Origin of the sequence: Clostridium sp. HV4-5-A1G, from assembly GCF_900184915.1 — a bacterium.
Lineage (GTDB): Bacteria > Bacillota > Clostridia > Clostridiales > Clostridiaceae > Clostridium_B > Clostridium_B aromativorans.
Genome location: NZ_FXYI02000009.1, coordinates 18,045 through 42,389 on the forward strand (window position 1 = coordinate 18,045; position 24,345 = coordinate 42,389).

The 24,345-nt window shown below is 33.3% G+C and carries 26 protein-coding genes; 23 read left to right on the forward strand and 3 right to left on the reverse strand.

What is annotated here, in order from left to right; all coding sequences use genetic code 11:
- Positions 1-112: 112 nt before the first annotated feature.
- From J5G60_RS02185 to J5G60_RS02265, 17 genes are all read left to right on the forward strand, one after another.
- Entirely contained in the window at positions 113-991 is an 879-nt protein-coding gene (locus J5G60_RS02185; protein WP_150355856.1) for a YicC/YloC family endoribonuclease, read from the forward strand.
- Between the two features lie 14 nt (positions 992-1,005).
- The gene (gene remA / locus J5G60_RS02190) at positions 1,006-1,281 is read left to right on the forward strand and encodes an extracellular matrix/biofilm regulator RemA (RefSeq protein ID WP_150355857.1); all 276 of its coding nucleotides are present in this window, start codon (positions 1,006-1,008) and stop codon (positions 1,279-1,281) included.
- Entirely contained in the window at positions 1,281-1,949 is a 669-nt protein-coding gene (gene gmk / locus J5G60_RS02195) for a guanylate kinase (RefSeq protein WP_150355858.1), read from the forward strand. Before remA ends, gmk begins: the two co-directional genes overlap by 1 nt.
- Positions 1,891-2,109: a DNA-directed RNA polymerase subunit omega gene (gene rpoZ, locus J5G60_RS02200; protein WP_150355859.1), complete on the forward strand. Its 219-nt coding sequence runs from the start codon at positions 1,891-1,893 to the stop codon at positions 2,107-2,109. The genes gmk and rpoZ overlap by 59 nt, the downstream gene beginning before the upstream one ends.
- Positions 2,109-3,308, forward strand: coding sequence for a bifunctional phosphopantothenoylcysteine decarboxylase/phosphopantothenate--cysteine ligase CoaBC (gene coaBC, locus J5G60_RS02205; RefSeq protein ID WP_150355860.1), 1,200 nt, complete (start codon positions 2,109-2,111; stop codon positions 3,306-3,308). Before rpoZ ends, coaBC begins: the two co-directional genes overlap by 1 nt.
- 74 nt (positions 3,309-3,382) lie before the next feature.
- Positions 3,383-5,584, forward strand: a complete 2,202-nt coding sequence (gene priA, locus J5G60_RS02210) for a primosomal protein N' (RefSeq protein WP_150355861.1) — start codon at positions 3,383-3,385, stop codon at positions 5,582-5,584.
- Between the two features lie 47 nt (positions 5,585-5,631).
- Positions 5,632-6,093, forward strand: coding sequence for a peptide deformylase (gene def, locus J5G60_RS02215; protein ID WP_150355862.1), 462 nt, complete (start codon positions 5,632-5,634; stop codon positions 6,091-6,093).
- Complete coding sequence (gene fmt, locus J5G60_RS02220) at positions 6,090-7,022, forward strand: methionyl-tRNA formyltransferase (protein ID WP_150355863.1); 933 nt, start codon at positions 6,090-6,092, stop codon at positions 7,020-7,022. The genes def and fmt overlap by 4 nt, the downstream gene beginning before the upstream one ends.
- Positions 7,023-7,042: 20 nt before the next feature.
- The gene (locus tag J5G60_RS02225; protein WP_150355864.1) at positions 7,043-7,723 is read left to right on the forward strand and encodes a zinc metallopeptidase; all 681 of its coding nucleotides are present in this window, start codon (positions 7,043-7,045) and stop codon (positions 7,721-7,723) included.
- A gap of 34 nt (positions 7,724-7,757) precedes the next feature.
- Entirely contained in the window at positions 7,758-9,089 is a 1,332-nt protein-coding gene (gene rsmB / locus J5G60_RS02230; RefSeq protein WP_150355865.1) for a 16S rRNA (cytosine(967)-C(5))-methyltransferase RsmB, read from the forward strand.
- A 13-nt stretch (positions 9,090-9,102) separates the two neighbouring features.
- Positions 9,103-10,200, forward strand: coding sequence for a 23S rRNA (adenine(2503)-C(2))-methyltransferase RlmN (gene rlmN / locus J5G60_RS02235; protein ID WP_150355866.1), 1,098 nt, complete (start codon positions 9,103-9,105; stop codon positions 10,198-10,200).
- Entirely contained in the window at positions 10,154-10,894 is a 741-nt protein-coding gene (locus J5G60_RS02240; protein ID WP_150355867.1) for a Stp1/IreP family PP2C-type Ser/Thr phosphatase, read from the forward strand. Before rlmN ends, J5G60_RS02240 begins: the two co-directional genes overlap by 47 nt.
- Positions 10,869-12,764: a Stk1 family PASTA domain-containing Ser/Thr kinase gene (pknB, locus tag J5G60_RS02245; RefSeq protein ID WP_150355868.1), complete on the forward strand. Its 1,896-nt coding sequence runs from the start codon at positions 10,869-10,871 to the stop codon at positions 12,762-12,764. Before J5G60_RS02240 ends, pknB begins: the two co-directional genes overlap by 26 nt.
- 42 nt (positions 12,765-12,806) lie before the next feature.
- Positions 12,807-13,670 (forward strand): ribosome small subunit-dependent GTPase A, encoded by an 864-nt coding sequence (gene rsgA, locus J5G60_RS02250; RefSeq protein ID WP_150355869.1) that lies wholly within the window; start codon positions 12,807-12,809, stop codon positions 13,668-13,670.
- Between the two features lie 41 nt (positions 13,671-13,711).
- On the forward strand, positions 13,712-14,362 hold the full coding sequence (gene rpe, locus J5G60_RS02255; protein WP_150355870.1) for a ribulose-phosphate 3-epimerase: 651 nt from the start codon (positions 13,712-13,714) through the stop codon (positions 14,360-14,362).
- A 1-nt stretch (position 14,363) separates the two neighbouring features.
- On the forward strand, positions 14,364-14,999 hold the full coding sequence (locus J5G60_RS02260) for a thiamine diphosphokinase (protein WP_150355871.1): 636 nt from the start codon (positions 14,364-14,366) through the stop codon (positions 14,997-14,999).
- A gap of 99 nt (positions 15,000-15,098) precedes the next feature.
- Complete coding sequence (locus J5G60_RS02265; protein ID WP_179977231.1) at positions 15,099-15,269, forward strand: hypothetical protein; 171 nt, start codon at positions 15,099-15,101, stop codon at positions 15,267-15,269.
- A gap of 134 nt (positions 15,270-15,403) precedes the next feature.
- Here J5G60_RS02265 and rpmB read toward each other — a convergent pair whose 3' ends face one another.
- A complete protein-coding gene (gene rpmB, locus J5G60_RS02270; protein ID WP_150355872.1) occupies positions 15,404-15,595 on the reverse strand; it encodes a 50S ribosomal protein L28 in 192 nt (63 codons plus the stop codon).
- A 223-nt stretch (positions 15,596-15,818) separates the two neighbouring features.
- Here rpmB and J5G60_RS02275 point away from each other — a divergent pair, with 223 nt between their 5' ends.
- The 6 genes from J5G60_RS02275 (at position 15,819) to J5G60_RS02300 (ending at position 21,691) form a co-directional block, all read left to right on the forward strand.
- A complete protein-coding gene (locus J5G60_RS02275) occupies positions 15,819-16,169 on the forward strand; it encodes an Asp23/Gls24 family envelope stress response protein (RefSeq protein WP_150355873.1) in 351 nt (116 codons plus the stop codon).
- 17 nt (positions 16,170-16,186) lie between these two features.
- Positions 16,187-17,839, forward strand: coding sequence for a DAK2 domain-containing protein (locus J5G60_RS02280; protein WP_150355874.1), 1,653 nt, complete (start codon positions 16,187-16,189; stop codon positions 17,837-17,839).
- Between the two features lie 103 nt (positions 17,840-17,942).
- On the forward strand, positions 17,943-19,979 hold the full coding sequence (gene recG, locus J5G60_RS02285; RefSeq protein ID WP_150355875.1) for an ATP-dependent DNA helicase RecG: 2,037 nt from the start codon (positions 17,943-17,945) through the stop codon (positions 19,977-19,979).
- Positions 19,980-20,083: 104 nt separating this feature from the next.
- Positions 20,084-20,644: a 16S rRNA (guanine(966)-N(2))-methyltransferase RsmD gene (gene rsmD / locus J5G60_RS02290; protein WP_150355876.1), complete on the forward strand. Its 561-nt coding sequence runs from the start codon at positions 20,084-20,086 to the stop codon at positions 20,642-20,644.
- A gap of 5 nt (positions 20,645-20,649) precedes the next feature.
- Positions 20,650-21,144 carry a pantetheine-phosphate adenylyltransferase gene (coaD, locus tag J5G60_RS02295; protein ID WP_150355877.1) on the forward strand — a complete coding sequence of 165 codons (495 nt, stop codon included), beginning with the start codon at positions 20,650-20,652 and terminating at the stop codon, positions 21,142-21,144.
- 22 nt (positions 21,145-21,166) lie between these two features.
- Complete coding sequence (locus J5G60_RS02300) at positions 21,167-21,691, forward strand: ATPase (protein WP_150355878.1); 525 nt, start codon at positions 21,167-21,169, stop codon at positions 21,689-21,691.
- Here J5G60_RS02300 and ylbJ read toward each other — a convergent pair.
- On the reverse strand, positions 21,674-22,840 hold the full coding sequence (gene ylbJ / locus J5G60_RS02305) for a sporulation integral membrane protein YlbJ (protein WP_150355879.1): 1,167 nt from the start codon (positions 22,838-22,840) through the stop codon (positions 21,674-21,676). The two genes, J5G60_RS02300 and ylbJ, sit on opposite strands and share 18 nt — an antisense overlap.
- 87 nt (positions 22,841-22,927) lie before the next feature.
- Positions 22,928-24,157 carry a nucleotidyltransferase gene (locus tag J5G60_RS02310; RefSeq protein WP_150355880.1) on the reverse strand — a complete coding sequence of 410 codons (1,230 nt, stop codon included), beginning with the start codon at positions 24,155-24,157 and terminating at the stop codon, positions 22,928-22,930.
- Positions 24,158-24,345: the final 188 nt, after the last annotated feature.

A 24,345-nucleotide genomic window follows, 5' to 3' on the forward strand; every position in this document is an offset into this window, starting at 1 on the left:
TTTAATATGGATTTATCAGCTCTGAAATATAAAATTTATCTTGAAATTATTATATGTATTTATGTATAATTAGTTGTAGACTTATGTGGTTTTGTGGAAGGATGAAATTATAATGATTAAAAGCATGACAGGATATGGGAGGGGCACAGTAGAAAGTGATGGACAGAGTTTTACAGTAGAAATAAAAAGTGTAAATCACAGATACTGTGATTTAAATATTAAAATGCCAAAAAGCTTTATGCCGTTAGAAGACAGAATAAGAAAAGTAGTTCAACAAAAAATAAATAGAGGTAAAGTAGATATATTTATAACTCAGGCGGATTTTGGCAATTGCTCTACAAGGGCTGTACTAGATGAAGAATTAGCGGACAGCTATGTAGAGTGTTTAAATAGGATAAGAGAAAAATATGATATAAAAGAGGGTGTATCTCTTGATTTAATTGCTAGATTCCCGGATGTGATAACATTGAAAAAGGAAGAGGATGATCTTGAAAGCGCTTGGGAATATTTATTACAGGCTCTAAATGATGCTATTTCCATGCTCATGGACATGAGAGAGAAAGAAGGAGAAAAGTTAAAGGAAAATATGATTGAGAAATGCAGCCATATTCAAGCTTTAATGGATGATATAGAAAAGCAATCTTTTAAGATACCTGAAGAGTATAGAGAAAAACTTTCAGATAGATTAAAAGATCTATTGGGAAAATATCCGGTAGATGAAAATAGGCTGGCAATGGAAATTGCACTATTTGCAGATAAGTCCTGTATTGATGAGGAAATTGTAAGGTTAAATAGTCATATAATTCAGTTTAAAGATACTTTAAATGTTGATGAACCTGTAGGAAGAAAGCTTGATTTTATATTACAGGAGATGAATAGAGAGGCAAATACCATTGCATCTAAATCGACAAATTTAGAAGTAACGCGGCTGATATTAAATGTAAAGAATGAGATAGAAAAAATAAGAGAACAGATACAAAATGTAGAGTAAACAGGAGGAAATGTATGGGTATTAAGTTAATAAATATAGGCTTTGGAAATATTGTTTCAGCAAATAGATTGGTGGCTATAGTGAGTCCAGAGTCTGCACCGATAAAGAGAATAATTCAGGAGGCAAGAGATAGGGGAATGCTCATCGATGCCACTTATGGAAGAAGAACAAGAGCTGTTATAATAACTGACAGTGATCATGTAATACTTTCAGCGGTTCAACCTGAGACTGTAGCACATAGATTGTCGTCTAAAGATGGAGAAGATGAAATCAGTGAGGTTGAGGAATAATGCGAAAAAAAGGTCTTCTAATTGTAATATCGGGGCCTTCTGGAACAGGAAAAAGTACAGTATGCAAAGCCCTGATAAAAAAGGATAAATTTTGGATTTCTGTTTCAGCTACCACAAGATCTCCACGAAAAGGTGAAGTAGATGGAGTGAATTATTATTTTTTGACTGAAGAAGATTTTAAAAATAAAATAAAAAACAATAATTTTTTGGAATATGCAAAAGTATATGGGAATTATTATGGAACTCCTAGGTCCCAGGTTTTAAAAGCTATAAAAGAGGGAAATGACGTAGTACTCGAGATTGATATTCAGGGGGCTTTGATGGTAAAAGAGACCTATCCTGAAGGCGTATTTATATTTATACTTCCTCCTTCAATGGAAGAACTTAAGAAGAGAATTATAAGTAGAGGCAGTGAAACACCAGAATCCTTCATGACTAGATTCAGTTCGGCCTATAAGGAAATAAATTATGTATCAAAATATAACTATGTGGTTATAAATGATACTGTAGATAATGCCGTAAGAAATATAGAGAGTATAATTGCGGCGGAAAAATGCAGAGTGGATAGAGTTAAAGATGAAATATTAGATCCTAAGGAGGGAATTACATATGAACAACTCGATGATAAATCCATCTATTGTAGATCTATTAAAAAGAGTGGACAATAGATATACATTAGTTGCTGTGACATCTAAGAGAGCAAGGCAATTGATTGATGGATCTGAACCTTTGGTGAATATAGATTCAACTAAACCAGTTACTATAGCTATTAATGAAATATATCAAAATTTGATTACTTACGAAACTGTAAAAGAAGGTATTAAGTAATGTTGAATGTAAGTGATAGGAAAACGGTAGTTATAGGAGTAACTGGTGGAATAGCAGCTTATAAGGCGCTGGATGTGGTAAGCAGGCTAAAAAAAAGAAACTTTGAGGTAAATGTCATAATGACAAAATCCGCAGTGAAATTTGTAACGCCGCTTAGTTTTCAGACTATGAGCCAGAATATAGTAAATGTTGATATGTTTCAGGAACCGAGAGCTTGGGAAATACAGCATATCTCCCTTGCAAAGAAGGCAGACTTACTGGCGGTTATTCCGGCAACTGCGGATATAATAGGAAAAGTGTCAAGTGGCATAGCAGATGATCTCTTAACTACTACAATTATGGCAACCAAAGCTCCTGTGGTTTTTGCTCCTGCCATGAACACAAATATGTACAACAACCCCATTGTACAGGACAATATCAATAAACTCATGAAATTTGGATATGAATTTATAAGACCTGCATCAGGAAGGCTGGCCTGTGGTGACAGTGGAGAGGGAAAACTTGAGGATACGGGTTTTATAGCCCAGATAATTGAAAGTATGTTGTATGATAAAAAAGACCTGAAGGGTAAAAAGGTGCTTGTTACTGCTGGACCTACCAGGGAGGATATAGATCCTGTGAGGTATATAACCAATAGATCCACTGGCAAAATGGGATATTCCATAGCTGAAGAAGCCAGAGATAGGGGAGCGGAAGTAACCCTTGTTTCCGGGCCCACTAACTTAAATATACCCTTTGGAGTACAATTTGTGAGTGTGAGGACAAATGAGGAGATGCTCAATGCAGTACTTGAGAAATTTGAAAAACAGGATATAGTAGTAAAGGCAGCTGCAGTTTCTGATTATAAACCCAAAGTGTATTCTCAGAAAAAGATAAAAAAAGACGGAGATGAGCTTTCACTTCCATTTACCAGGGATATTGATATATTGAAAGAGCTAGGTAAACTAAAAAGTAATCAAATTTTAGTAGGTTTTGCTGCAGAAAGCAATGATCTAATTGAAAATGCTGCAAAAAAATTGGAAAGCAAAAATTTGGACTATATAATTGCCAATGATATAACAGGTGTAGATACTGGATTTGCCTCAAATAATAATAAAGTTACTATAATATTCAAGGATGGGAATAAAATCGATTTAGATAAGATGACAAAGAGAGAAGTAGCGCGAAAATTATTTGATATATTGGCATCTAAATTATGAGTTTATTTATGTTTAAGAGGGGTTAAAATTTAAATGCCTCTCTTATTTAATGTTTATTGTAAAAGGGTGATCAGGTGTATACATATGCAGGAATTATTGTAAACAATAGCTCTGTAAAATTAGATAAAATTTTTACCTATAAGGTGCCAGAAAAGTTAAAGGACAAAATAGAAATAGGTTTTAGAGTTAAAGTTCCTTTTGGAATGGGAAATAAAAAATTGGATGGATTTATAGTAAAGCTTTATGAAAATGTACTGCATGATAAAAAAATTAAGGAAATAATTAATTTTTGTGATGATTTTCCCCTTTTTACGGCAAAGGATCTGGAACTTATAGAGAAGATGAGAGAGAGGTATCTGTGCACTTACCTTGATTGCATAAAGGTATTTATTCCAAGAGGTATTTTCAAGGGAGTGAAAGACAAAAAGCAGAATCTGGTGTATACAGGTAAAAAACTGGAAAAAAATTTTGACAGGAATCCATATAAAAGTATATATGAATTGGTGGAAGGCGAAAATGGAAAATACACTAAAAATTTTATAAGTAAAAAATATAATCTATCACTATCTTCTATAAATACTATGATAAAGCATGGATTTCTTATTACAGGAAGAAGTACAGTGAATAGATATGATGAAAGGAAATATGATATTTATTCAAAAAAAACCTTGAATGAAGAGCAGCAGTTTGCAGTAAATAAAATAATTAATTCAGATAAAAAGATATTTTTAATTCATGGAGTTACAGGAAGCGGCAAAACTGAAATCTATATGCGGCTTGTGGAAAAGGCTATGAAAAGCGGGAAGGAATCCATAATATTGGTTCCTGAAATTGCTCTTACTCCTCAAATGGTAGAAAGATTTAAAGGTAGATTTGGGAAAGATGTAAGCGTATTTCACAGTAAATTATCTGATGGAGAGAGATATGACGAATGGATGAGAGTAAAACGAGGCCAGGTAAAAGTTGCTATAGGAGCTAGATCTGCCATCTTTTTACCTTTTAGAAATTTGGGATTTATAATAATAGATGAGGAACAGGAATGGAGCTATAAATCGGATAGCAATCCTAAGTACAATGCTAGAGAAGTTGGAGAAATAAAATGCAGTCAGTATGGCTGTAAGATGGTATTGGGTTCAGCTACTCCTTCCATAGAGACTTATCATAGGTGTACAAGAGGTGAAATTCAACTTATAACTTTGAAAAATAGAGCCGATGGGGCAGCTATGCCCAAAATTAGAATTATAGATATGAGGGAAGAACTTGTAAATAATAATAAATCCATGTTTAGTAAAATATTATATAAATCAATTTGTGATAGATTAAACAAAAGGGAACAGATAATATTGTTTTTGAATAGAAGGGGATATTCTACTTTTGTATCCTGCAGAAAATGTGGTTATGTATTTAAATGCAGCAATTGCGATATATCTTATACCTATCATCATAATATTGGAAAGCTCGTATGTCATTACTGTGGAAGTAAAATTGATGTACCAAAGACTTGCCCTAAATGCGGAAGCAGATATGTAAAGTATTTTGGAGTTGGTACTGAAAAAATAGAACAGTTGATAAAAAATGAATTCCACCAGGCAAAAATCCTCAGGATGGATTTTGATACTACCAGGAAAAAAAATTCTTATGAAAGCATATATAATACCTTCAAAGAAGGCAGGGCTGATATATTGATAGGAACACAGATGATAGCTAAGGGGTTGGATTTTAAAAATGTGACTTTAGTGGGGGTAATAGCAGCGGATCTGTCTATTAATCTTCCGGACTTTAGATCTTCAGAAAAGACTTATGAACTTATAACCCAGGTTTCAGGAAGAGCAGGTAGAGGTGAAAAGCCAGGAGAGGTAATTGTTCAGACATATAATCCTGAAAATTACAGCTTAAGATGTGCTGCAGAGAATAGGTATAGGGATTTTTATAATAGAGAGATCAGTATAAGAGAGCGTATGAATTATCCGCCTTTTTCAGATATTCTTCTCATCAATATGAGCAGTAAAAATGAAGATATATTAATAAAAAGTATACAAAATGTTGGTATATTTTTAAGAAATATTCTCATAAAAAATGATAAAATTGAAATGCTGGGACCATGCCCTTGTGAAATATCGAAAATAAAGGAATCATACAGGTGGAAGATAATGATAAAGGGAAAGATAAGTCTAAATATAGCACAAAATATAAGAAAAATAGTTTATGATTTGTTAAAAGATGTTTATAATGATGTAAAGGTCAGTATAGATATAAATCCTATTAACATGATGTAGAATTTATTAGGGTATACAGTTTAAATTGAGAGGGGAAGGTCAAATAGATGGCTTTAAGAAATATTAGAAAATACGGCGATGACATATTGAGAAAAAAAAGCAAGAAAGTGGATGTTATAAATAATAGGATTATAACATTGCTTAAAGATATGGAAGAGACATTGTATGAAGAGGATGGTATAGGACTTGCAGCACCTCAAGTAGGTGTTTTGAAGAGAGCCATAGTAGTTGATATAGGAGAAGGTATATATAAACTTATAAATCCAGAAATTATATATAGTGAAGGAAGCTATATAGATAAGGAAGGATGTTTGAGCATACCTGGAGTGCAGGGTGAAGTAAAAAGGCCTAATAAGGTTAAAGTGAAAGCTTTAAATGAAAAGGGAGAAGAGATAATAGTAGAGGGAGAAAATTTACTGGCAAGGGCATTTTGCCATGAAATAGATCATTTAAATGGCATACTCTTTATAGATAAGGTCATAAAAAAAGAAGGTGAAAATAATATATGAATATAGTTTTTATGGGAACTCCTGATTTTTCGGTGCCCTCTTTAAAGAGATTGATAGAGGAACATAATGTAACAGCTGTATTTACTCAACCTGACAGACCGAAAGGTAGGGGGAAAAAAGTAGTTTTTTCTCCTGTTAAAGAAGAAGCTATTAAGTACAATATACCGGTTTATCAGCCTGTAAGTCTAAAAAAGGATACCCGGTCATTGGGTAAACTAAAGGAAATGAAACCTGATTTTATAGTAGTAGTAGCTTATGGTCAGATACTGACAAAAGAGGTGCTGGATATACCTAAAAATGGATGCATCAATCTGCATGCATCACTTTTGCCAAAGTACAGGGGAGCAGCACCTATAAACTGGTGTATTATAAATGGAGAAAAGAAAACGGGAAACACTACTATGTTCATGAATACTGGACTTGATACAGGAGATATGCTTTTAAGCAGCAATGTTGAGATTCCAGAAGATATGACTGCAGGAGAACTTACAGATATATTGAAGGAAGATGGAGCTGATTTATTGGCAAGAACCCTTAGAGGACTGGAAACAGGTGTAATTAAAAGGAAAAAACAGGGAGAAACTACAACTGCCTATGCAAAGATGTTGTGTAGGAACATGGCAGAAATAGATTGGAATCTGGATAGTATTAAAATAAAAAATTTTGTCAGAGGTTTAAATCCATGGCCTATTGCATATACTCAGTATAAGGGAGAGAATATGAAAATATACCGGGTGGAGGCACTGGATGAAATGTCCCCAAGGGAAGCCGGATATATACTTGAAGTTTCCAAATATGGTATCAAGGTATCCTGCGGCAGAGGGATTGTCTTGATAAAAAATATACAATTTCCAGGAGGAAGACCTATGGAAGTGAGTGAATATATAAAGGGGCATTTGATAAAAACAGGTGTTATATTAGGAGAATAATCTACGTGGAGGTGTAATTGATGTTTTACTTTGATAGCAGTTTTATTATACTAATTCCAGCACTTTTAGTAGCAATTTGGGCTCAATATAAAGTATCTTCCACTTTTAATAAATATTCTAGGTATAGGAGCCACAATGGGTATACAGGCGCCCAGGTGGCCAGAATGCTTTTGGATGGCAGCGGTCTTTACGACGTACCAGTAGAACTGATACCCGGAAAACTCAGCGATCATTACGATCCTTCCAGGAGAGTCATGAGACTTTCGGAGGATGTTTATTACGGAAATTCCGTGGCCTCAATAGGTGTGGCGGCCCATGAAACTGGTCATGCCATTCAGCATAAAAATGGATATGTTCCACTTGTTATCAGAAATTCCATTGTACCTGTAGTTAACTTTGGATCCAATGTTTCATGGATATTGTTTTTGGCTGGATTTGTTTTAGGAATTAAGGGACTTGTAAATTTAGGTATAATTTTATTTGCTTTAGTAGTTTTATTTCAAATAATAACTCTTCCTGTAGAATTAAATGCCTCCAGAAGAGCCTTAAAGATACTGGAAGGAAGAAATATACTCTATTCGGATGAGCTTGATGGGGCCAGATCGGTTTTAAGTGCTGCTGCCATGACCTATGTGGCTGCTGTATTAACTGCTATAGCCAATTTGCTCAGACTCATATATATAAGTAGAGATAGAAATTAATGGATGAAGATATTTTTTGATTAGAGGTAGAATCATGATAAATCCCAGGGGTACAGCCGTTAAAGTACTTAAACAGGTATTGGATAACAATGCATATTCCAATGTAGTTTTGAGTATGTATTTAAATAAGGAAAATTTGGATAGAAAAGATAGAGCACTGGTCACGGAGCTAGTATATGGTACTTTAAGGTATAAATATACAATTGACAGTATATTAGACAGTTTTATAAAAAGTGATATTGGGAAAATGGATGGGGACATATTGAATATACTCAGAATGTCTGTATATCAATTGAGATACCTGAGTAAGATTCCTGAATTTGCAGTAGTGAATGAGGCTGTAGAACTTTCTAAAAGGAAGTCAGTTAAGTTATCTAAGCTGGTAAATGGTGTTTTGAGGAATTATTTGAGAAATAAAGATACTCTAACTTGTGAGCATAAGGGCGATAAAATGAGTAGGTGGTGTTTTAAATATTCTTTTTCCCGATGGATGGCTGAACTTTTTATTACACAATATGGTGAAAAAACGGGAGAGAGCATATTGAAAAATTCCAATATAGTTCCTAAAGTTACAGTGAGGGTGAATACGTTAAAAATAAAATATGAACAGGTGTGGAATGAACTTATAAAAAATGGATATGATGTAAAAGAAGGAACTATATGCAAAGAAGCGCTGATTATAAAAAAAGGAAGTAATATAGAATTGAATCCCCTTTTTAAGAAGGGGTATATTACAGTTCAAGATGAAAGTTCAATGCTTGTAGCCCATGTTATGGATCTGGAAGAAAATATGACTGTGTTGGATCTCTGCAGTGCACCGGGAGGTAAATCCTGTCATATAGCAGAGCTGATGAAAAATACAGGAAAGGTATATGCTTGTGATCTGCATGCAAATAAGATGTCACTTGTAAAGGAAAATGCCAGTAGATTGGGAGTTGAAAATTTAATTTATAATGTGTTTGACGCTGAAAAATATATAGGGCAATTTGAAAATGCAGCAGATAGGGTTCTCATTGATGTGCCCTGCTCAGGACTTGGAATAATAAGAAAAAAGCCGGAGATCAAGTGGACTAAAAATAAAGATTCTATGGATAATTTGGTAAAAATACAGAGAAACATCATGTTAAATGCTTCAAAGTATGTAAAACAAGAGGGAAAACTTATATACTCCACCTGTACTTTAAATAAAGTGGAAAATAATGAGAATATAAATTGGTTTATTCAAAAAAATCCGCAATTCAAATTGGAGAAAATAAATTTTGGAGATTTTGAAAATATAATTTATGATGAAAAAGGGTATATAACTGTACTTCCCAATGATAATATGGATGGGTTTTTTATTGCAAAAATGATAAAATATAGGTAGGTGCAATAAATGTATGTATAATATTTTTGACTTTAATATGGAAGACTTAAGAAATTGGATGAAAAATAACGGTGAAAGTCAATTTAGAGCAAGTCAAATAATGGATTGGTTATATAAGAATGGTCAGTGGAATTTTGATTGTATGACCAATATACCTAAATCTTTAGTAAAAAAATTAAAAACAAATTTTTATATTGAAATTCCGGAACTAGTTAAAAGTTATCAATCAAAGTTAAAGGATACTACTAAATTTTTATATAAATACAGGGATGGAAATATTATAGAGACAGTGGTTATGAAATATAAACACGGGAATTCTATATGTGTTTCAACACAAGTTGGATGCAGAATGGGGTGTAAATTCTGTGCATCTACTGTAGGTGGAATGGTGAGAAATTTAAGCAGTGGAGAAATATTGGCTCAAGTACTAAGATCTCAGAGTGAAATAGATGAGAGGATATCAAATGTAGTTTTAATGGGAAGTGGAGAACCTCTCGACAATTATGACAATGTGTTGAAATTTTTAAAGATGATAAGTTGTGACTACAGCCTCAATATAGGTCAAAGACATATAACTCTTTCTACCTGCGGTATAGTACCTAAAATAAGACAACTTGCAGGTGAAAATTTGCAGATAACATTAGCTATATCGTTACATTCACCAGATGATATAAATAGAATAAAAATTATGCCCATTGCAAATAAATACTCTATAAAAGAGATAATTGATTCATGCAGATATTATATAGATAAAACAGGTAGAAGAATATCCTTTGAATACGCTTTGGTAAGAGGTGTTAATGACAGCCTGAAATGTGCTGAAGGTTTAACAAGGCTGCTAAGGGGTCTTCTATGCCATGTGAATTTAATACCTGTCAATGAAGTTAAAGAAAATGATTTTAAGAAATCTTCTCTAGACAATATAAAAGGTTTTTATAATAAACTTGTTGAAAATAAAATAGAAGTTACTATAAGAAGAGAAATGGGTTCAGACATAAATGCTGCTTGTGGACAGCTGAGGAGAAGTTATTTAGAATCAAAAAGGTATAGAAAGGGTGTAGAAAATGGTGGGGATCTTGTCAGATGTGGGCAGAGTAAGAAAACTAAATGAAGATTTTGCAGATTTCTATAATGGAAAAGATTTAGATCTATATGTAATAGCAGATGGAATGGGCGGTCATAATGCAGGAGAGGTTGCAAGTAGAATTGCAGTGGAAACGACCATTTCTAGTATAAAAGCTAAGAACACAGTAGATATGAAAAAGGACCTGTTAGAAGCCATAAATTTAGCAAATGAAAAGATCTATAAATTATCAACAAGTAATGATGAATTTGGTGGAATGGGGACAACTATAACAGCTTGTTTAGTTAAAGATATGAATATGGTAGTAGCTAATGTAGGTGATAGTGGATGTTATACTATAAGATACGACGGTGTAGTTAAAATCACTAAAGATCATTCCCTTGTACAGCAATTAGTTGACGAAGGCAGCATAACTGAAGAGGAAGCTGCAATTCATCCCAATAAAAATATAATAACCAGGGCACTTGGAACTAATTTATCCGTAAAAATAGACACCTTTGAAGTGAATTTAAAAGACGTTAATAGGGTAATGCTTTGTACCGATGGTTTATCTAATGGGGTGAGCACTGATGAGATGTATGATATTATAATGAGCAATAACAATGAAGATGCCTGTAGACAATTGATAGAACTCAGCAATCTTAGAGGTGGAAAAGATAATATATCAGTTATTGTATTTGAAGGAGAGGGTAAAGATGATAGGGACCATGCTAGGAAATAGGTATGAGCCGTTAGAAAAAATAGGAGAAGGTGGAATGGCAGTCGTTTATAAGGCTAAAGATCACCTATTAAATAGAAATGTGGCTGTGAAAGTTCTTAAAGAACAATTTTCCAGTGATAAGGAGTTTGTCGAAAAATTTAAGAGAGAAGCTACGGCAGCAGCAAGTCTGTCGGATAATAATATAGTTAATATATATGATGTAGGTACCCAGGATGACATAAATTATATAGTCATGGAATATGTTTCAGGAAAGACACTGAAACAGATAATAAAGGAAGAGGTCAGGATACCACCGGAAAGATCGGTAGAAATAGCTATTCAGATAGCCAAAGCCCTCAAATGTGCACATAAGAATAATATTATACATAGAGATATAAAGCCTCATAATATTCTTGTAACAGAGGATGGGATAGTAAAGGTAACGGATTTCGGAATTGCGAAAGCTTCTAATTCAGTTACTATAACCAATTCAAATAAGATAATGGGATCCGCACATTATTTTTCTCCTGAGCAGGCAAGGGGAAGTTTTGTAGATTTTAGGACGGATATCTATTCTATGGGAATAGTTATGTATGAAATGGTTACAGGACGGGTGCCCTATGATGCGGAGAGCCCCGTATCCATAGCACTGAAGCATATACAGGAACCTGTGGTTCCTCCAATTAAACTAAATGAAAATGTACCGGAAAGTTTAAATAAATTGATTTTGAAGGCTGTAGAAAAAGAGCCTATAAAAAGATATCAGACTATGGAAGATATGCTTGTGGATTTAAAAAAGATAGAAAATAACCAGAAATTAAATTTAATAGAAGATGATCTAAATGATGATATGACGCGGATAATGGATCCTGTAGATGTAAATGACAATTATAAGGATGAAGAAGGTTATAGTGATAATGATTATGAAGGTGAACCTGAGGATAAAAAAAATAAACCCACCCTGGATCCAAAGAAAAAGAAGACTATACTTATAATAGCATTATTTGTGTTGGTGACAGTAATAGGTGCAGTTTCAGGATACTTTGCTTTCAACAGGACTTCTGCGGAGGTTGCAGTCCCCAATATAATTGGAATGAAACAGGCTGAAGCCAAAAAATTAGTGGAAAGTAAAAAACTCAATTTTGTAGTTGGAGCTAAGGAAAAAAGTGATAAACCTGAAGGCACAGTACTTGAATGTTTTCCTAAAGTTGGTACAAAAGTAAAAGCAAATTCAGATGTAAGGGTAATCATAAGTGGAGGTACTGATACTATGGGGGTTCCAAATGTAGTTGGCATTGATTTAAGTACTGCCAAAAGTATTATTACCAGCAGTGGATTAGATGTTGGGGATATATCTTACAAATACAGTGATACCGTATCCCAGGGTCAGGTTATAAGTCAGGATCCGGAGGCAGACTCTAAAGTAAAAGATGGGTCAAAAGTAAATCTTGTGGTCAGCAAGGGACCAGAAGCAAAATATGTAACGGTTCCGGATGTTTCAGGAAAAAGCATAAGTGAGGCAAGAGCCATAATGCAGAATGCAGGATTAAGGGTTGCTGAGAACCCGGTGGAAACATCTGATAAGACTCAAGAAAACCTGGGTATTACAAATCAGAGCATAGGAGCTTCACGTCAGGTTAAAGAAGGCACTACTGTAACTTTAACTTATTATGTATATAAGCAGCCTGAAGGAGAACAGGGTAGTAATCAGATACCTCAAGATGGAAATAATGGAGGAAATAATGGTAATGAAAACAGCAGCGGACAAAATACCAGTGGACAGCAAAATGGCGATGGACAGCAAAATGGTGGCGGACAACAAAATGGCAATACTGGAGGCGGTAATTCAGGAGAGGGCAACAACTCAAATTCCAATAATTCGGGAAAATAAAACACAGGATGAAACAGCGTTAAATGTGAATTAGGAGGAATTATGAGGGGAATTATAGTAAAGGGTATAGGAGGATTCTATTATATAAAAACTGAATATGGGGTAATTGAATGCAGGGCTAGGGGAAAGTTCAGGTATGATGGACTTTCCCCTATGGTCGGAGATAATGTTAATATAAATGTTGAAAAGAACCAGGGGGTTATTGATAAAATTTACCCTAGAATAAGTCAGCTAAAACGTCCTACAGTAGCGAATATAACTCAAGTATTAGTGATTTTTGCGTTCAATCATCCTAAAATAAATGAAGATCTATTAAACAGAATCCTCATAAGCTGTGAGTACAGTAATTTAGAAGTAATTGTATGCTTTAATAAAATGGATTTGCCTAAGGAAAGTGGAGAAATAGAGATTATAGATAGAATAAGCAGTATAGGTTATGAAGTACTGCAGTTAAAAGCAAAAGAAGGATATGGCATTGATACCATAAGAGAAAAACTCCGGGGAAATGTTACGGTTTTATGCGGACCCTCAGGCGTAGGAAAATCTACTATTTTAAATTCTCTCTGTGGGGAAAAACTCATGGAAACGGGTAAAATAAGTAAAAAATTAAATAAAGGGAAACATACTACAAGGTACAGTCAATTGATAGAACTTGAGGGAGGTTTTGTGGTAGATACTCCAGGGTTTTCTTCACTGGATACAAGTGATATACCTATAGAAAAACTTCAATATTGTTTCCCTGAATTTATGGGTTTTATAGGAGAGTGTAAATTTACGGGATGTATTCACTATAGAGAACCTAAATGTGCTATTAAAGCTGCTGTGGAAAAAGGGACCATAAGTAGAGAAAGATATGATTTTTATATTAAGGTTTTAAAGGAAGTTTCTTCCCGGGAGAGATATTGATGGCTAATTACGCTTAATTATTGAAAAGGAGATAATACACAATGATAAAAATAGCACCTTCCATATTATCGGCAGATTTTTCAAAATTGGGGGAAGAGATAAAATCTCTGGATAAATATGGAGCAGATTTAATCCATATAGATGTTATGGATGGAAGTTTTGTACCAAATATAAGTTTTGGAGTACCTGTTATACAAAGTGTACGGAAATACACTAAATTGCCTTTTGATGTACATTTGATGATAAAGGAGCCTGCAAGGTACATAGAGAGTTTTGTAAAAGCTGGGGCAGATATCATAACGGTTCATTTTGAAGCTGACAACCATCTGGATAGAACTTTAAATTATATAAGAAGTCTAGGCGTAAAAGCTGCAGTGGCATTAAATCCCGCTACATTGGTAGATAACATAAAATATCTGATACCTGATTTAGATATGGTTCTTATAATGTCTGTAAACCCTGGATTTGGAGGGCAAAAATACATAGATTACTGTTCAAGAAAAATAGAGGAAGTTAAAAATTTAAGTTATAAATACAATGAGAATCTGATGATAGAGGTGGATGGAGGTATTTCAAAGCATAATATAGGTAGTGCAGTGAAAAATGGAGCAAATGTAATAGTGGCTGGTTCTGCTGTATTTAAAGATGGAAAGATAGAGGACAATATAAAGATGCTGAGAGAGGGAATTTAGTATGAGGGTAGTTATAGTGTCAGGGGGAAATGCTCCTTCCGAAAAATTAATTAAAGAGGAACTTTATGGAGATTCAATTTTAATATGTGCCGACAGTGGCGCAAATTGTCTTTACAGATATAATATTGTACCCATGTATCTTATGGGAGATTTCGATTCTATAGATGAAGAGCCTCTAAAATTTTTCAGGGAAAAGAACTGTATTATAGAAAAATATCCTAAGGCTAAAAACTGTACAGATACTGAAATTGTAATTGATAAGGCTCTGAGTCTGAGAGCAGATGAAATAGTGCTGCTTGGAGTTACGGGAAGCAGGGTAGATCATCTTTTGGGTAATCTGGGAATGCTTTTAAAGTGTAATTCAAAGGGAATTAGAGCTTTTATAAAAGATGAGCACAATACTATTGAACTAATAAGTAAACCCGTTACAATAAAAGGCAGAGAGGGAGAAACATTTTCCCTTCATGCCTACTGTGATATAGTTAGAAATTTGAGTATAATAGGTGCGAGGTATAAGCTTGACAATTACGATCTGAAGTTGGGGGATGGAAGAACGATATCGAATGAATTTTTAAATAGAAGTGTGAGTATAATATTTGACAGCGGTAAATTACTTTTAATGAAGAGTAGAGATTGATTATCCAATGCACAATTGATGATGATATTAAAAAAAGTGGTAACAATATTACATCTTTATGCATATAATAGTGTAGAGCAATTTTTAAGGGATAATAACGTGAAAAAAAGAGGATTCAGAAGAAGAACAAAAAGAAAAATTGGATTAGTGGCTTTATCTATAGGTGTAGGATTTCTACTGACAGTTATTATCCCTATATGGGGATGGATAATAGCTGCAGGTGCAGGATTGATTTATTGTGGATGGTATCTAATAGAACGTCATAAATAAGGAGGTAATTTAATGAAAATTATTGCATTTAAGCTTCCAGGTGTCCTGTCTGCAATTATAAAGTTTTTTACCAAGAAAAAATAATCATATAAACACAAAAATGCAATTGTAACTAAACAACTGCATTTTTATTTTTATATGGCACGTTGAACCTTTCCGGAACGAAGACATCTCGAACAAACATGTATAGTTTTTGGTGTGCCATTGACTATGGCTTTAATTTTTCTTATATTTGGAGACCAGGTTCTTTTAGATTGGCGATGTGAATGACTGTACTGTACACCAAATACAACGGATTTACCACATATTTCACATTTTTTTGACACTGTAAAACACCTCCCTTAAGAGTTTTATACAACTCAAACATAAATTATTTTACCACAGAAGGTGTGGTATATGCAAGGCTAAGTTAAAGTTCAAAGCATAAATATCAAATCTGAACCCCTATATTTAAATTAGAGATTGACTTGGAAAAATTTTGATGTAACTTGAATAATAAAATGTCTTTATGGTATTATAGAATATGATATTGAATGAGGAGGTTTTTGTATGATAGGCAGTATTGTTGAGGAAAACGGGTATATAGATTATTCGGAAGAAGTGGTTGCCAATATAGCTGGATTATCTACTATGGAATGCTATGGCGTAGTGGGAATGGCTTCTAAAAGCGCCAAAGATGGTTTTTGGAAATTAATAAAAAGTGAAAATTTAAGTAAGGGAGTAAAGGTTCGTTCTAAAAATAATGAATTGATTATAGAATTACACATAATTGTGGAATATGGAACAAAGATATCTGTAATTGCAAATAATATAATACAGAAGATAAAATACAATATAGAGAACTACACAGGACTTAAGGTCTCAACTATTACGGTAAACGTTCAAGGTGTTAGGGTCTAGGGAGGTAATTTGTAAAAATGGGATACTTAAATATAGACGGGCAGATTTTTTACAATATGGTTGTAAATGCCAGTAATAAACTAGAGGAACAGAAGAATTTTGTAAATTCACTAAATGTATTTCCAGTACCTGATGGAGACACGGGTACAAATATGTCTATGACACTTAGAAATGCAGTGTTGGAGATAGCCGATGCAGGTGAGAAATCCATAGATGCAATAGGAAAACAGCTGGCCAAGGGTGCACTTATGGGAGCCAGGGGAAATTCCGGAGTTATACTTTCACAGATATTCAGAGGTATAGCTAATGGAATTGAAGGCAAAAAACAGGTGGATTCATCGGAACTTGGAAGTGCACTGGAAGAAGGAGCAAGATTTGCCTATAAAGCAGTTATGCGTCCTACGGAAGGTACTATATTGACTATTATAAAAGCTGCAGGTGAAAGTGCCGTAAAGTCTGATAAAAAAGATATAACTGAGCTTTTGGAAGAAGTGTGTGATTACAGTAAAACTGTGCTTGACAAAACTCCTGATATGCTTCCTGTGTTAAAAAAAGCAAAAGTAGTAGATGCCGGCGGCATGGGACTTTTGATTATACTTCAGGGAATGTATGAGGCTTTAAAAGATCATATGGAAAAACTGCATTTAAAAGAAGCCGACAACGCAAAAATTCAACCTGCAGCTAAGAATTTAGGGGAACAGAATATAAAATATGGATATTGTACAGAATTTCTGATTCATTCTCAGGTGCCGGATATAGAGAATTTTAGAAAAGAATTGAAGAAAATAGGAGATTCCATGGTGGTAGTGAAAGACGAGGATATAATAAAAGTTCACATACACACCAATGATCCGGGATGGGTTCTATCGAAGGCGGTTAAATTGGGGGAATTGTCCAAAATAAAAATAGATAATATGAGAGAACAGCATAGACATATTTTAAATATAGATGATTTTAAAGAAGATTCTTCTGAAGAAAAAGCTCATGAGAGTGGAGAAAATCAAACTGAACGAAAAAAATACGCCTTTATTTCAGTATCCATAGGAGAAGGTATCAATGGTATATTTAAGGATCTGGGAGTAGACTACGTGATAGAAGGTGGTCAGACTATGAACCCGAGTACTGAAGATATATTAAATTGTATAGAAAAAATAAATGCAGAAAATATATTTGTATTGCCCAACAATAAAAATGTAATTATGGCAGCTAATCAAGCTGCGGAGCTGTCAGATAAATTAGTAAAAGTAATATCAACTAAAACTATACCTCAAGGAATTACTGCAATAACAGCATTTAATTCAGATATGGATTTAGATGAAAATATAAGTGCCATGGAGAAAGCTATAACTACAGTGGCTACGGGGCAAGTGACTTATGCAGTTAGAGATACGGAAGTGGATGGAAAAGATATAAGACAGGGAGATATATTGGGACTTATCGAAGGCAGTATAAAACAGGTTGGAAAGGATAAATTCCAGGTATGTGGTGACATAATAGATGAGATGACAGGGGGAAATAGCGAACTCATAAGCATATATTATGGCGATGGATGTAATGAGGAGGAAGTAAATGACTTTATAAAGAAACTTGAAAAAAAATATGAAGATATGGATATACAGTGCTACAATGGGAAACAGCCTCTTTATTATTTCATAGTGTCTGTTGAGTAAAAAAAGCCTTTGGGCTTTTTTTATTTGAATAGGCTTTTATTAGTTACTTTTAATTCGCTCAGATATAGTATAATATTTTAAGTGAAAAAGTAGGTGAAAATTTATGAATGCATATGATGATGTAAAGTGTATAAAGGGAGTTGGAGATGTAACGGCTGGAGTTCTAAATAAATGTTTTATATTCAATATACTGGATTTACTTTTGTATTTTCCGAGAGATTATGAGGTGATTTCTAGCTGTTCAGATTTAAAGGATGAAAATGTTGGAAAGGTTATAATAGACTGTAGGGTTAAAAACATATGCAGGGATATCAGAACTAAAAGCGGAAAGATTATTTCCACTATAGTATTTCAAAACAAAAACACAGTTTTTAAAGGGAGATGGTTTAATCAGCCTTATATAAAAAATAAATTTAGAGTGAATAATGAGTATAGGATAATGGGAAAAGTTCAGAAATTTAAAGGACAAAGTTACATGACAAATCCTGTTATGGTAAATGATCATAAATTGGATAAAACAGAAGAAAAAATAATACCAATATATCCTTTGAAATCAGGAATAACAAATAATACATTTATGAAGCTTATATCCGAGGTACTTCGTGGAGTAAAAATAGAGGAAAATCTCCCTGGATGGATAATTGACAAATATAAATTTTACAGTCTAGACAGGGCGATACGAATAATACATAATCCTGCTAATTTGAAGGAGTTAAACCAGAGCAAAAGAAGACTTAAATTTCAAGAACTTTTTATATATTCCTTGAAGATATTAATGCTCAAATATAGCTTTATCAATGAAAGAGGCATAGCCTTTAAAATTTCTCCGGAATTGATAAAGCTAAAAAAGATGATTCCCTACGAACTTACTGGAGCTCAAAAAAAGGTCATGAGAGAGATATTGATAGATGAAAAAAGACAGGTTCCAATGAACAGATTACTGCAGGGAGATGTGGGAAGTGGAAAGACTATAGTGGGTCTCATAGCCATTTTTAATGTGGTAAAAAATGGGTACCAGGCGGTTTTGATGGCTCCAACCGAGATACTGGCTACTCAGCACTATATAGAAGCTAAAAAACTTTTAGAAAAATTCAGCGTGAATGTGAAATTACTTTGTGGGAGTACTACTGCTAAAAACAAGGAAGGGATAAAGCAGGAGCTGAAGCTGGGAAAAATAGATATATTGATAGGTACTCATGCTTTGATTCAGGAAGATGTACAATTTAAAAACTTAGGGATGGTAGTTACGGATGAACAGCATAGGTTTGGAGTTATGCAGAGGAGCAAGCTTACCAACAAAGGGGAAAATGTTGATGTACTCATTATGACAGCTACACCTATTCCAAGAACTCTGAGCTTGTATTTATATGGGGATTTAGATGTATCTACCATAGATGAACTCCCACCGGGAAGAAAAAAAATAGCTACCTATTATAGAGATAAAAACTCCAGAGATAATGTATATAGATTTGCCCTTGATGAAATAAAAAAAGGTAAACAAGTGTATGTGGTATGTCCGCTGGTGGAGGAAAATGAACAGTTAAATTTGAGCTCGGTAGAGGATGTCTACAGGGAACTTAAAGAAAAATATTTTAAGAATGTCCAAATTGAGATGCTCCATGGAAAAATGTCTTCTAAAGATAAAGAAGATATAATGGATAGGTTTAAAAGAGGTGAAATTAAAGTAATGGTATCCACTACTGTTATAGAAGTGGGGATAAATGTACCAAATGCCACAGTGATGATAGTTGAAAATGCAGAAAGATTTGGGCTTGCACAGCTTCATCAACTTAGAGGAAGGGTTGGACGAGGTGAGGATAAAGCCTATTGTATTTTAATTGCAGATATTAAAAATGATATAATAAGGAAGAGAATGGAGATAATGAAGTGCAGCAATGATGGATTCTACATTTCAGAACAGGATCTGAAACTGAGAGGAGCAGGTGAAATCTTCGGATTTAGGCAGCATGGAGAAGATGAGCTGATTTTGTCAAATTTAGTGGAAGACTTAGAAATATTTAAAAAGGCCAATTTAGAGGCTAAAAGGCTCTTGAAAAGCACAGATCCAGAGGATGTAAGAATTAAAGAAGAAATACAAAAAAAATTAAAGAGAACATCAAAATTTATAAGTTTTAATTAACTCGTGGCAAATATATAAGTGGATTTTGAATAATGCAAATATATATGTTAAAATATTAGAGAATAAATAACGTATATGAAAAAGTTAAAATAGGAGGAAAGTCTATGAGGATAATTTCAGGCCTTGCTAGAGGAAGAAAAATATTGTCCCCAAATGGATATGATACTACAAGACCTACTTTGGATAGAGTTAAGGAATCCATGTTTAACATAATTCAAAGTAGAATTTATGGTTCTACTGTGTTGGATCTGTTTGCAGGAACAGGAAGCCTTGGACTTGAAGCTGTAAGCAGAGGAGCTAGTAAGTGTTTTTTAGTTGACAGGGACAGTGATACATTTTCTAGTCTCGAAAAAAATATAGAAAATTTAAAGTTTTTATCCAGGTGTAGTGCTATGAATATGGATTCTTATAAGGCTCTTGAGGAATTGGGTATAAAAAGAGAGGCATTTGATATAATATTTATTGATCCTCCCTATAAAAAGAATATGATTCCACCGTCAGTGAAGATAATTGAAAGGGAAAATCTATTGATTCCAGATGGAATTATAGTTACCAAAATTGATACCAGTGAGAAAATATATATTGGAACCAGCAATATAATTTTGACAGATCACAGAAAATATGGCAACACAACTCTATGTTTTTATAAATACAAGGAGGATTAATTAAAATGAACACAGCAATATGCCCAGGAAGTTTTGATCCTATAACGAATGGACATTTAGATATAATAAATAGATCAGCTAAGGTATTTGATGAGGTAGTAGTTGGAGTACTTATTAATCCTGAAAAAAAGGGACTTTTTAATGTAGATGAGAGAGTTGAATTGATTAAAAAGGTAGTGAAAAACATACCTAATGTAAGAGTTGAAAGCTTTAGTGGGTTATTGATAGATTTTATGAAAAAAAAGCATATTAAAGTTATAGTGAAGGGGCTTAGAGCAGTATCGGATTTTGAGTATGAATTTCAAATGTCAGTGATGAATAAAAAACTTGATCCAGATATAGAAACTGTATTTATGATGTCCAGTGCCATGAATTCGTTTTTAAGCTCCTCATCGGTAAAACAGGTTGCTATGTTTGGTGGATGCATTAAAGGTCTGGTTCCCGAAGAAATAATACCTGATATTATAGAAAAAATTAATGGAATGTATAAAAATTATTAATTAGCTTTGGGAGGAGAAAGTTATGGATACTATTAAGCTGTTGGAATATCTTCAAGAAATTATGGATACTTCCGCTAAAGTTCCTATGACGGGAAAGGTTATGGTAAATAAGAAAGAGATTCAAGAAATATTGGACAAGATAGTCAATTGCCTTCCTGGTGAATTAAAAAAAGCACAGTGGATAGTTGAAGAAAAGGATAGAATTTTAACTGAGGCTGTGCAGGAAGCAGATAATATAAAGAAAGAAAATTTAAATTTACTGAGAAGACAGATAGAGAATCATGACATCACCAAAGAAGCGAATATCAGAGCACAGGAGATAATTTCATCTGCACAGAAAAATGCCAAAGCTATAAGGTTGGGAGCCAGAGATTATGCAGATGAAATGTTGAGCCAGTTAGACAATGAGATAACAGATAAAAGTAATGAACTGCTTACAAATTTAAAACTGGAATTTCAAAAACTTTTAAATGATGTAGAGGGCAATATAGATTTGAAAACCAGTTCCATAAGAGCAAATATAAAGGAATTAAGGGATATGAAATAGTTTCACCATTTTAAACAGCAGCCAGGGAAGTATAAGTAGAGTTAGAGTGAATATAAGTATACCGCTTAAATCTCCCGTGATTTTGTAATAAGGTAAAAATGTTTCCTCTGATAATCTATTGAAAAATAAAGTGTAAATTGAAAAACTCAGTACAGAACATATAATTCCCTGAAATATTTTGCCGATGACATATTTTTTCATGGATATTTTGAATTTATAAGTAAAAGAATAAACCTGTGATATAATTGAGGCACCGCTAAAAGTAAATAAAAAGCTTACAATAATGATTTTTAAAGTGAGTGAAGCAGTAGAAGAGGATATCAAATTGCATCCATTGGTCATCTCTATTGTTCCGAGAAAAGTTCCTTCTATTATGTCATAAGAAATTCCTGTGAATTTTGAAACCCAATGTATTAATGAATTAAATAAAAAATTACTTTTTAAAATATTATTTACTACGGAGAATATGATAACAAATCCTCCTATAGACATACAGTTTTTTATAGCATTTTCAATACTATTTTTAAGTGATTTTCCAATATTTTCGTGAACATATATATGCCTTTTTTCCTGAAGGGGAGCTCTATATGTTTTTTTAGAGGGCATTAAAAATCCCATGAATATACATGACAATAAATTAGATAATAATAGTGTGTATCCAATAGTGGAGTTATTAAACATCGATATGCCAACGGAACCCAGTACAAATAGAGGACTGGCATTGGAAGCTATATTTAAAAGCCTTTCACAGGTGGAAAGATCTATTAAATTTTTTTCGTATAATTCGCAGGCATATTTTGCACCTAGAGGATATCCGCAGAGCATGCTTATTATCAATACAAAACTGCAATTAACAGGAAGCTTAAGGGGTCTGCAGAGAAGTTTACCTATTACTCTAGAGTATATGTATACCCCATCATAGGACAAAATTATATTTGATACAACCAAAAAGGAAAATAGAGATGGAAATACTTTATAAAAAAATAATAAAGCACCAGATATCACTCCGTCTATACATATTTTAGGGGCTAATATAATCTGTCCTATTAAAATAGTGCACACTATAGTAATTAAAATATTTGTATTTTTTATGGAAACACATAAAATAAACAGTATTGTAAATATTAAAAGATAAAATAAAACAATCAACAGCAGTTACCTACTTTCTAAAAACTTTTACCTAAGATCTGTGCCTTAGTAAATTATATTTATAAAGTAGGATGCTTATTCTAAGTTTTATCTATTATATATAATGGGACTTTTAATATAATCGCTATTAAAAGGTGCGTTTTTGTTTAAAAGACTGTAGGCATTAGTAGCTAATATATCCAGTCTTAGAATTTTACTTGTTTTTTGAGGAATTTTTATATAGATGGGAAGGTGAGATTTTTTTTTGACTTCTCTGAGAATTTTTTTGCCTGTATCATTAAAACCAAGTATTCTTGCATAGGGGCAAGTATTTTTTCTCAAGATTCCTGTATCCAAATTTTCAAATCCCAAAAAGAATTGACACAATATTCTGCTTATTCTGCTGTAAGTGTATCTTTTGGTTTTGGATGCCTCTATAATACTCTGGTAGGAGAAATTATTTTTTATGGCATTGAATATTCTATTTTCAATACCTTCAGATACATCGGGAAGCTCTTTTAACTTTTTATTATAGAAAAAGTTCTTGTATTTTAAATAGGGCACTAGAGAATCCTCAAAAGTGAAATTATATCCTGAATTCTGCAGCTTTTTTAAAATAGAGAATGTACTGGAAGGTAAATTATTTTTTAAATCATCGAAATTACCCTTCTTTTTTATAAAATTTCTTATAGAAGATGCACTGGAAAAATTGTTCTGTATCTCTAAATTATCATAGGAACTGCCAACTCTTTTTATACATAGAGGAACAATGCTGCTTCCCATTTTTGATAAGCTTTTGCAGTATTCTACTGCAAGAATGTTGTTGGGAGAAGACAGTATTTTTTTCAGATCATAATCTTTGAAGTCGGGATCGTTTCTGTTGTGTAAAAATTCGATTAATGCCCTGCTTCTAGCCTGAGGATAGGATATTCCTGAGAATAAATTCTTTTTTAGAGCATGCTTGAATTCATCAGGTTCCTGACACAATATCTTACCTATTGATTTTAAAAGCTGAATATTGTCACATTCACTTCCAAAGCACAGTTTTTTTACTACACCAAGATTTTCAAGAAGACTTACAGCACCAAATGCAAAAAATTCTGCAGAAGATAAACTGTAAAGTACAGGAAGTTCTATGACTAAGTCCACACCGTTTAAAAGTGCCAGATTGGTTTTAGTCCATTTGTCTATAATGGATGGAGTACCTCTTTGGACAAAATTTCCGCTCAGTACTGCTATTATTCCATCGCATTTAGTTGCAGATCTTGTCTTTTCAATATGATATCTATGTCCATTGTGAAATGGATTATATTCTGCTATTATTCCTGTAATATTCATTGAAGTTTCCTTTCTATTATAGTATAGTCTATTTATAAAAACATAAAGATTATTATACCAGTATATTATAATCCATAAATCGTATTTTACATACAGATTTATTAAAAAATCTTGTTAAAAACTTTAAATCTGATAATTTCTCATTGAAAAATATAGTTAAAAAGGATTATAGTATAATTGTATTTAAT

Bases quoted from the DNA above. Each gene is read 5' to 3' on its own strand.
- rpe (WP_150355870.1), top strand. From the start codon at position 13,712: ATGATAAAAATAGCACCTTCCATATTATCGGCAGATTTTTCAAAATTG.
- coaD (WP_150355877.1), top strand. From the start codon at position 20,650: ATGAACACAGCAATATGCCCAGGAAGTTTTGATCCTATAACGAATGGA.
- J5G60_RS02260 (WP_150355871.1), top strand. From the start codon at position 14,364: ATGAGGGTAGTTATAGTGTCAGGGGGAAATGCTCCTTCCGAAAAATTA.
- rsgA (WP_150355869.1), top strand. From the start codon at position 12,807: ATGAGGGGAATTATAGTAAAGGGTATAGGAGGATTCTATTATATAAAA.
- J5G60_RS02280 (WP_150355874.1), top strand. From the start codon at position 16,187: ATGGGATACTTAAATATAGACGGGCAGATTTTTTACAATATGGTTGTA.
- rsmD (WP_150355876.1), top strand. From the start codon at position 20,084: ATGAGGATAATTTCAGGCCTTGCTAGAGGAAGAAAAATATTGTCCCCA.
- def (WP_150355862.1), top strand. From the start codon at position 5,632: ATGGCTTTAAGAAATATTAGAAAATACGGCGATGACATATTGAGAAAA.
- rlmN (WP_150355866.1), top strand. From the start codon at position 9,103: ATGTATAATATTTTTGACTTTAATATGGAAGACTTAAGAAATTGGATG.
- J5G60_RS02300 (WP_150355878.1), top strand. From the start codon at position 21,167: ATGGATACTATTAAGCTGTTGGAATATCTTCAAGAAATTATGGATACT.
- J5G60_RS02240 (WP_150355867.1), top strand. From the start codon at position 10,154: ATGGTGGGGATCTTGTCAGATGTGGGCAGAGTAAGAAAACTAAATGAA.
- fmt (WP_150355863.1), top strand. From the start codon at position 6,090: ATGAATATAGTTTTTATGGGAACTCCTGATTTTTCGGTGCCCTCTTTA.
- J5G60_RS02225 (WP_150355864.1), top strand. From the start codon at position 7,043: ATGTTTTACTTTGATAGCAGTTTTATTATACTAATTCCAGCACTTTTA.
- rpoZ (WP_150355859.1), top strand. From the start codon at position 1,891: ATGAACAACTCGATGATAAATCCATCTATTGTAGATCTATTAAAAAGA.
- coaBC (WP_150355860.1), top strand. From the start codon at position 2,109: ATGTTGAATGTAAGTGATAGGAAAACGGTAGTTATAGGAGTAACTGGT.
- remA (WP_150355857.1), top strand. From the start codon at position 1,006: ATGGGTATTAAGTTAATAAATATAGGCTTTGGAAATATTGTTTCAGCA.
- J5G60_RS02275 (WP_150355873.1), top strand. From the start codon at position 15,819: ATGATAGGCAGTATTGTTGAGGAAAACGGGTATATAGATTATTCGGAA.
- pknB (WP_150355868.1), top strand. From the start codon at position 10,869: ATGATAGGGACCATGCTAGGAAATAGGTATGAGCCGTTAGAAAAAATA.
- J5G60_RS02185 (WP_150355856.1), top strand. From the start codon at position 113: ATGATTAAAAGCATGACAGGATATGGGAGGGGCACAGTAGAAAGTGAT.
- recG (WP_150355875.1), top strand. From the start codon at position 17,943: ATGAATGCATATGATGATGTAAAGTGTATAAAGGGAGTTGGAGATGTA.
- gmk (WP_150355858.1), top strand. From the start codon at position 1,281: ATGCGAAAAAAAGGTCTTCTAATTGTAATATCGGGGCCTTCTGGAACA.
- rsmB (WP_150355865.1), top strand. From the start codon at position 7,758: ATGATAAATCCCAGGGGTACAGCCGTTAAAGTACTTAAACAGGTATTG.
- J5G60_RS02310 (WP_150355880.1), bottom strand. From the start codon at position 24,157: ATGAATATTACAGGAATAATAGCAGAATATAATCCATTTCACAATGGA.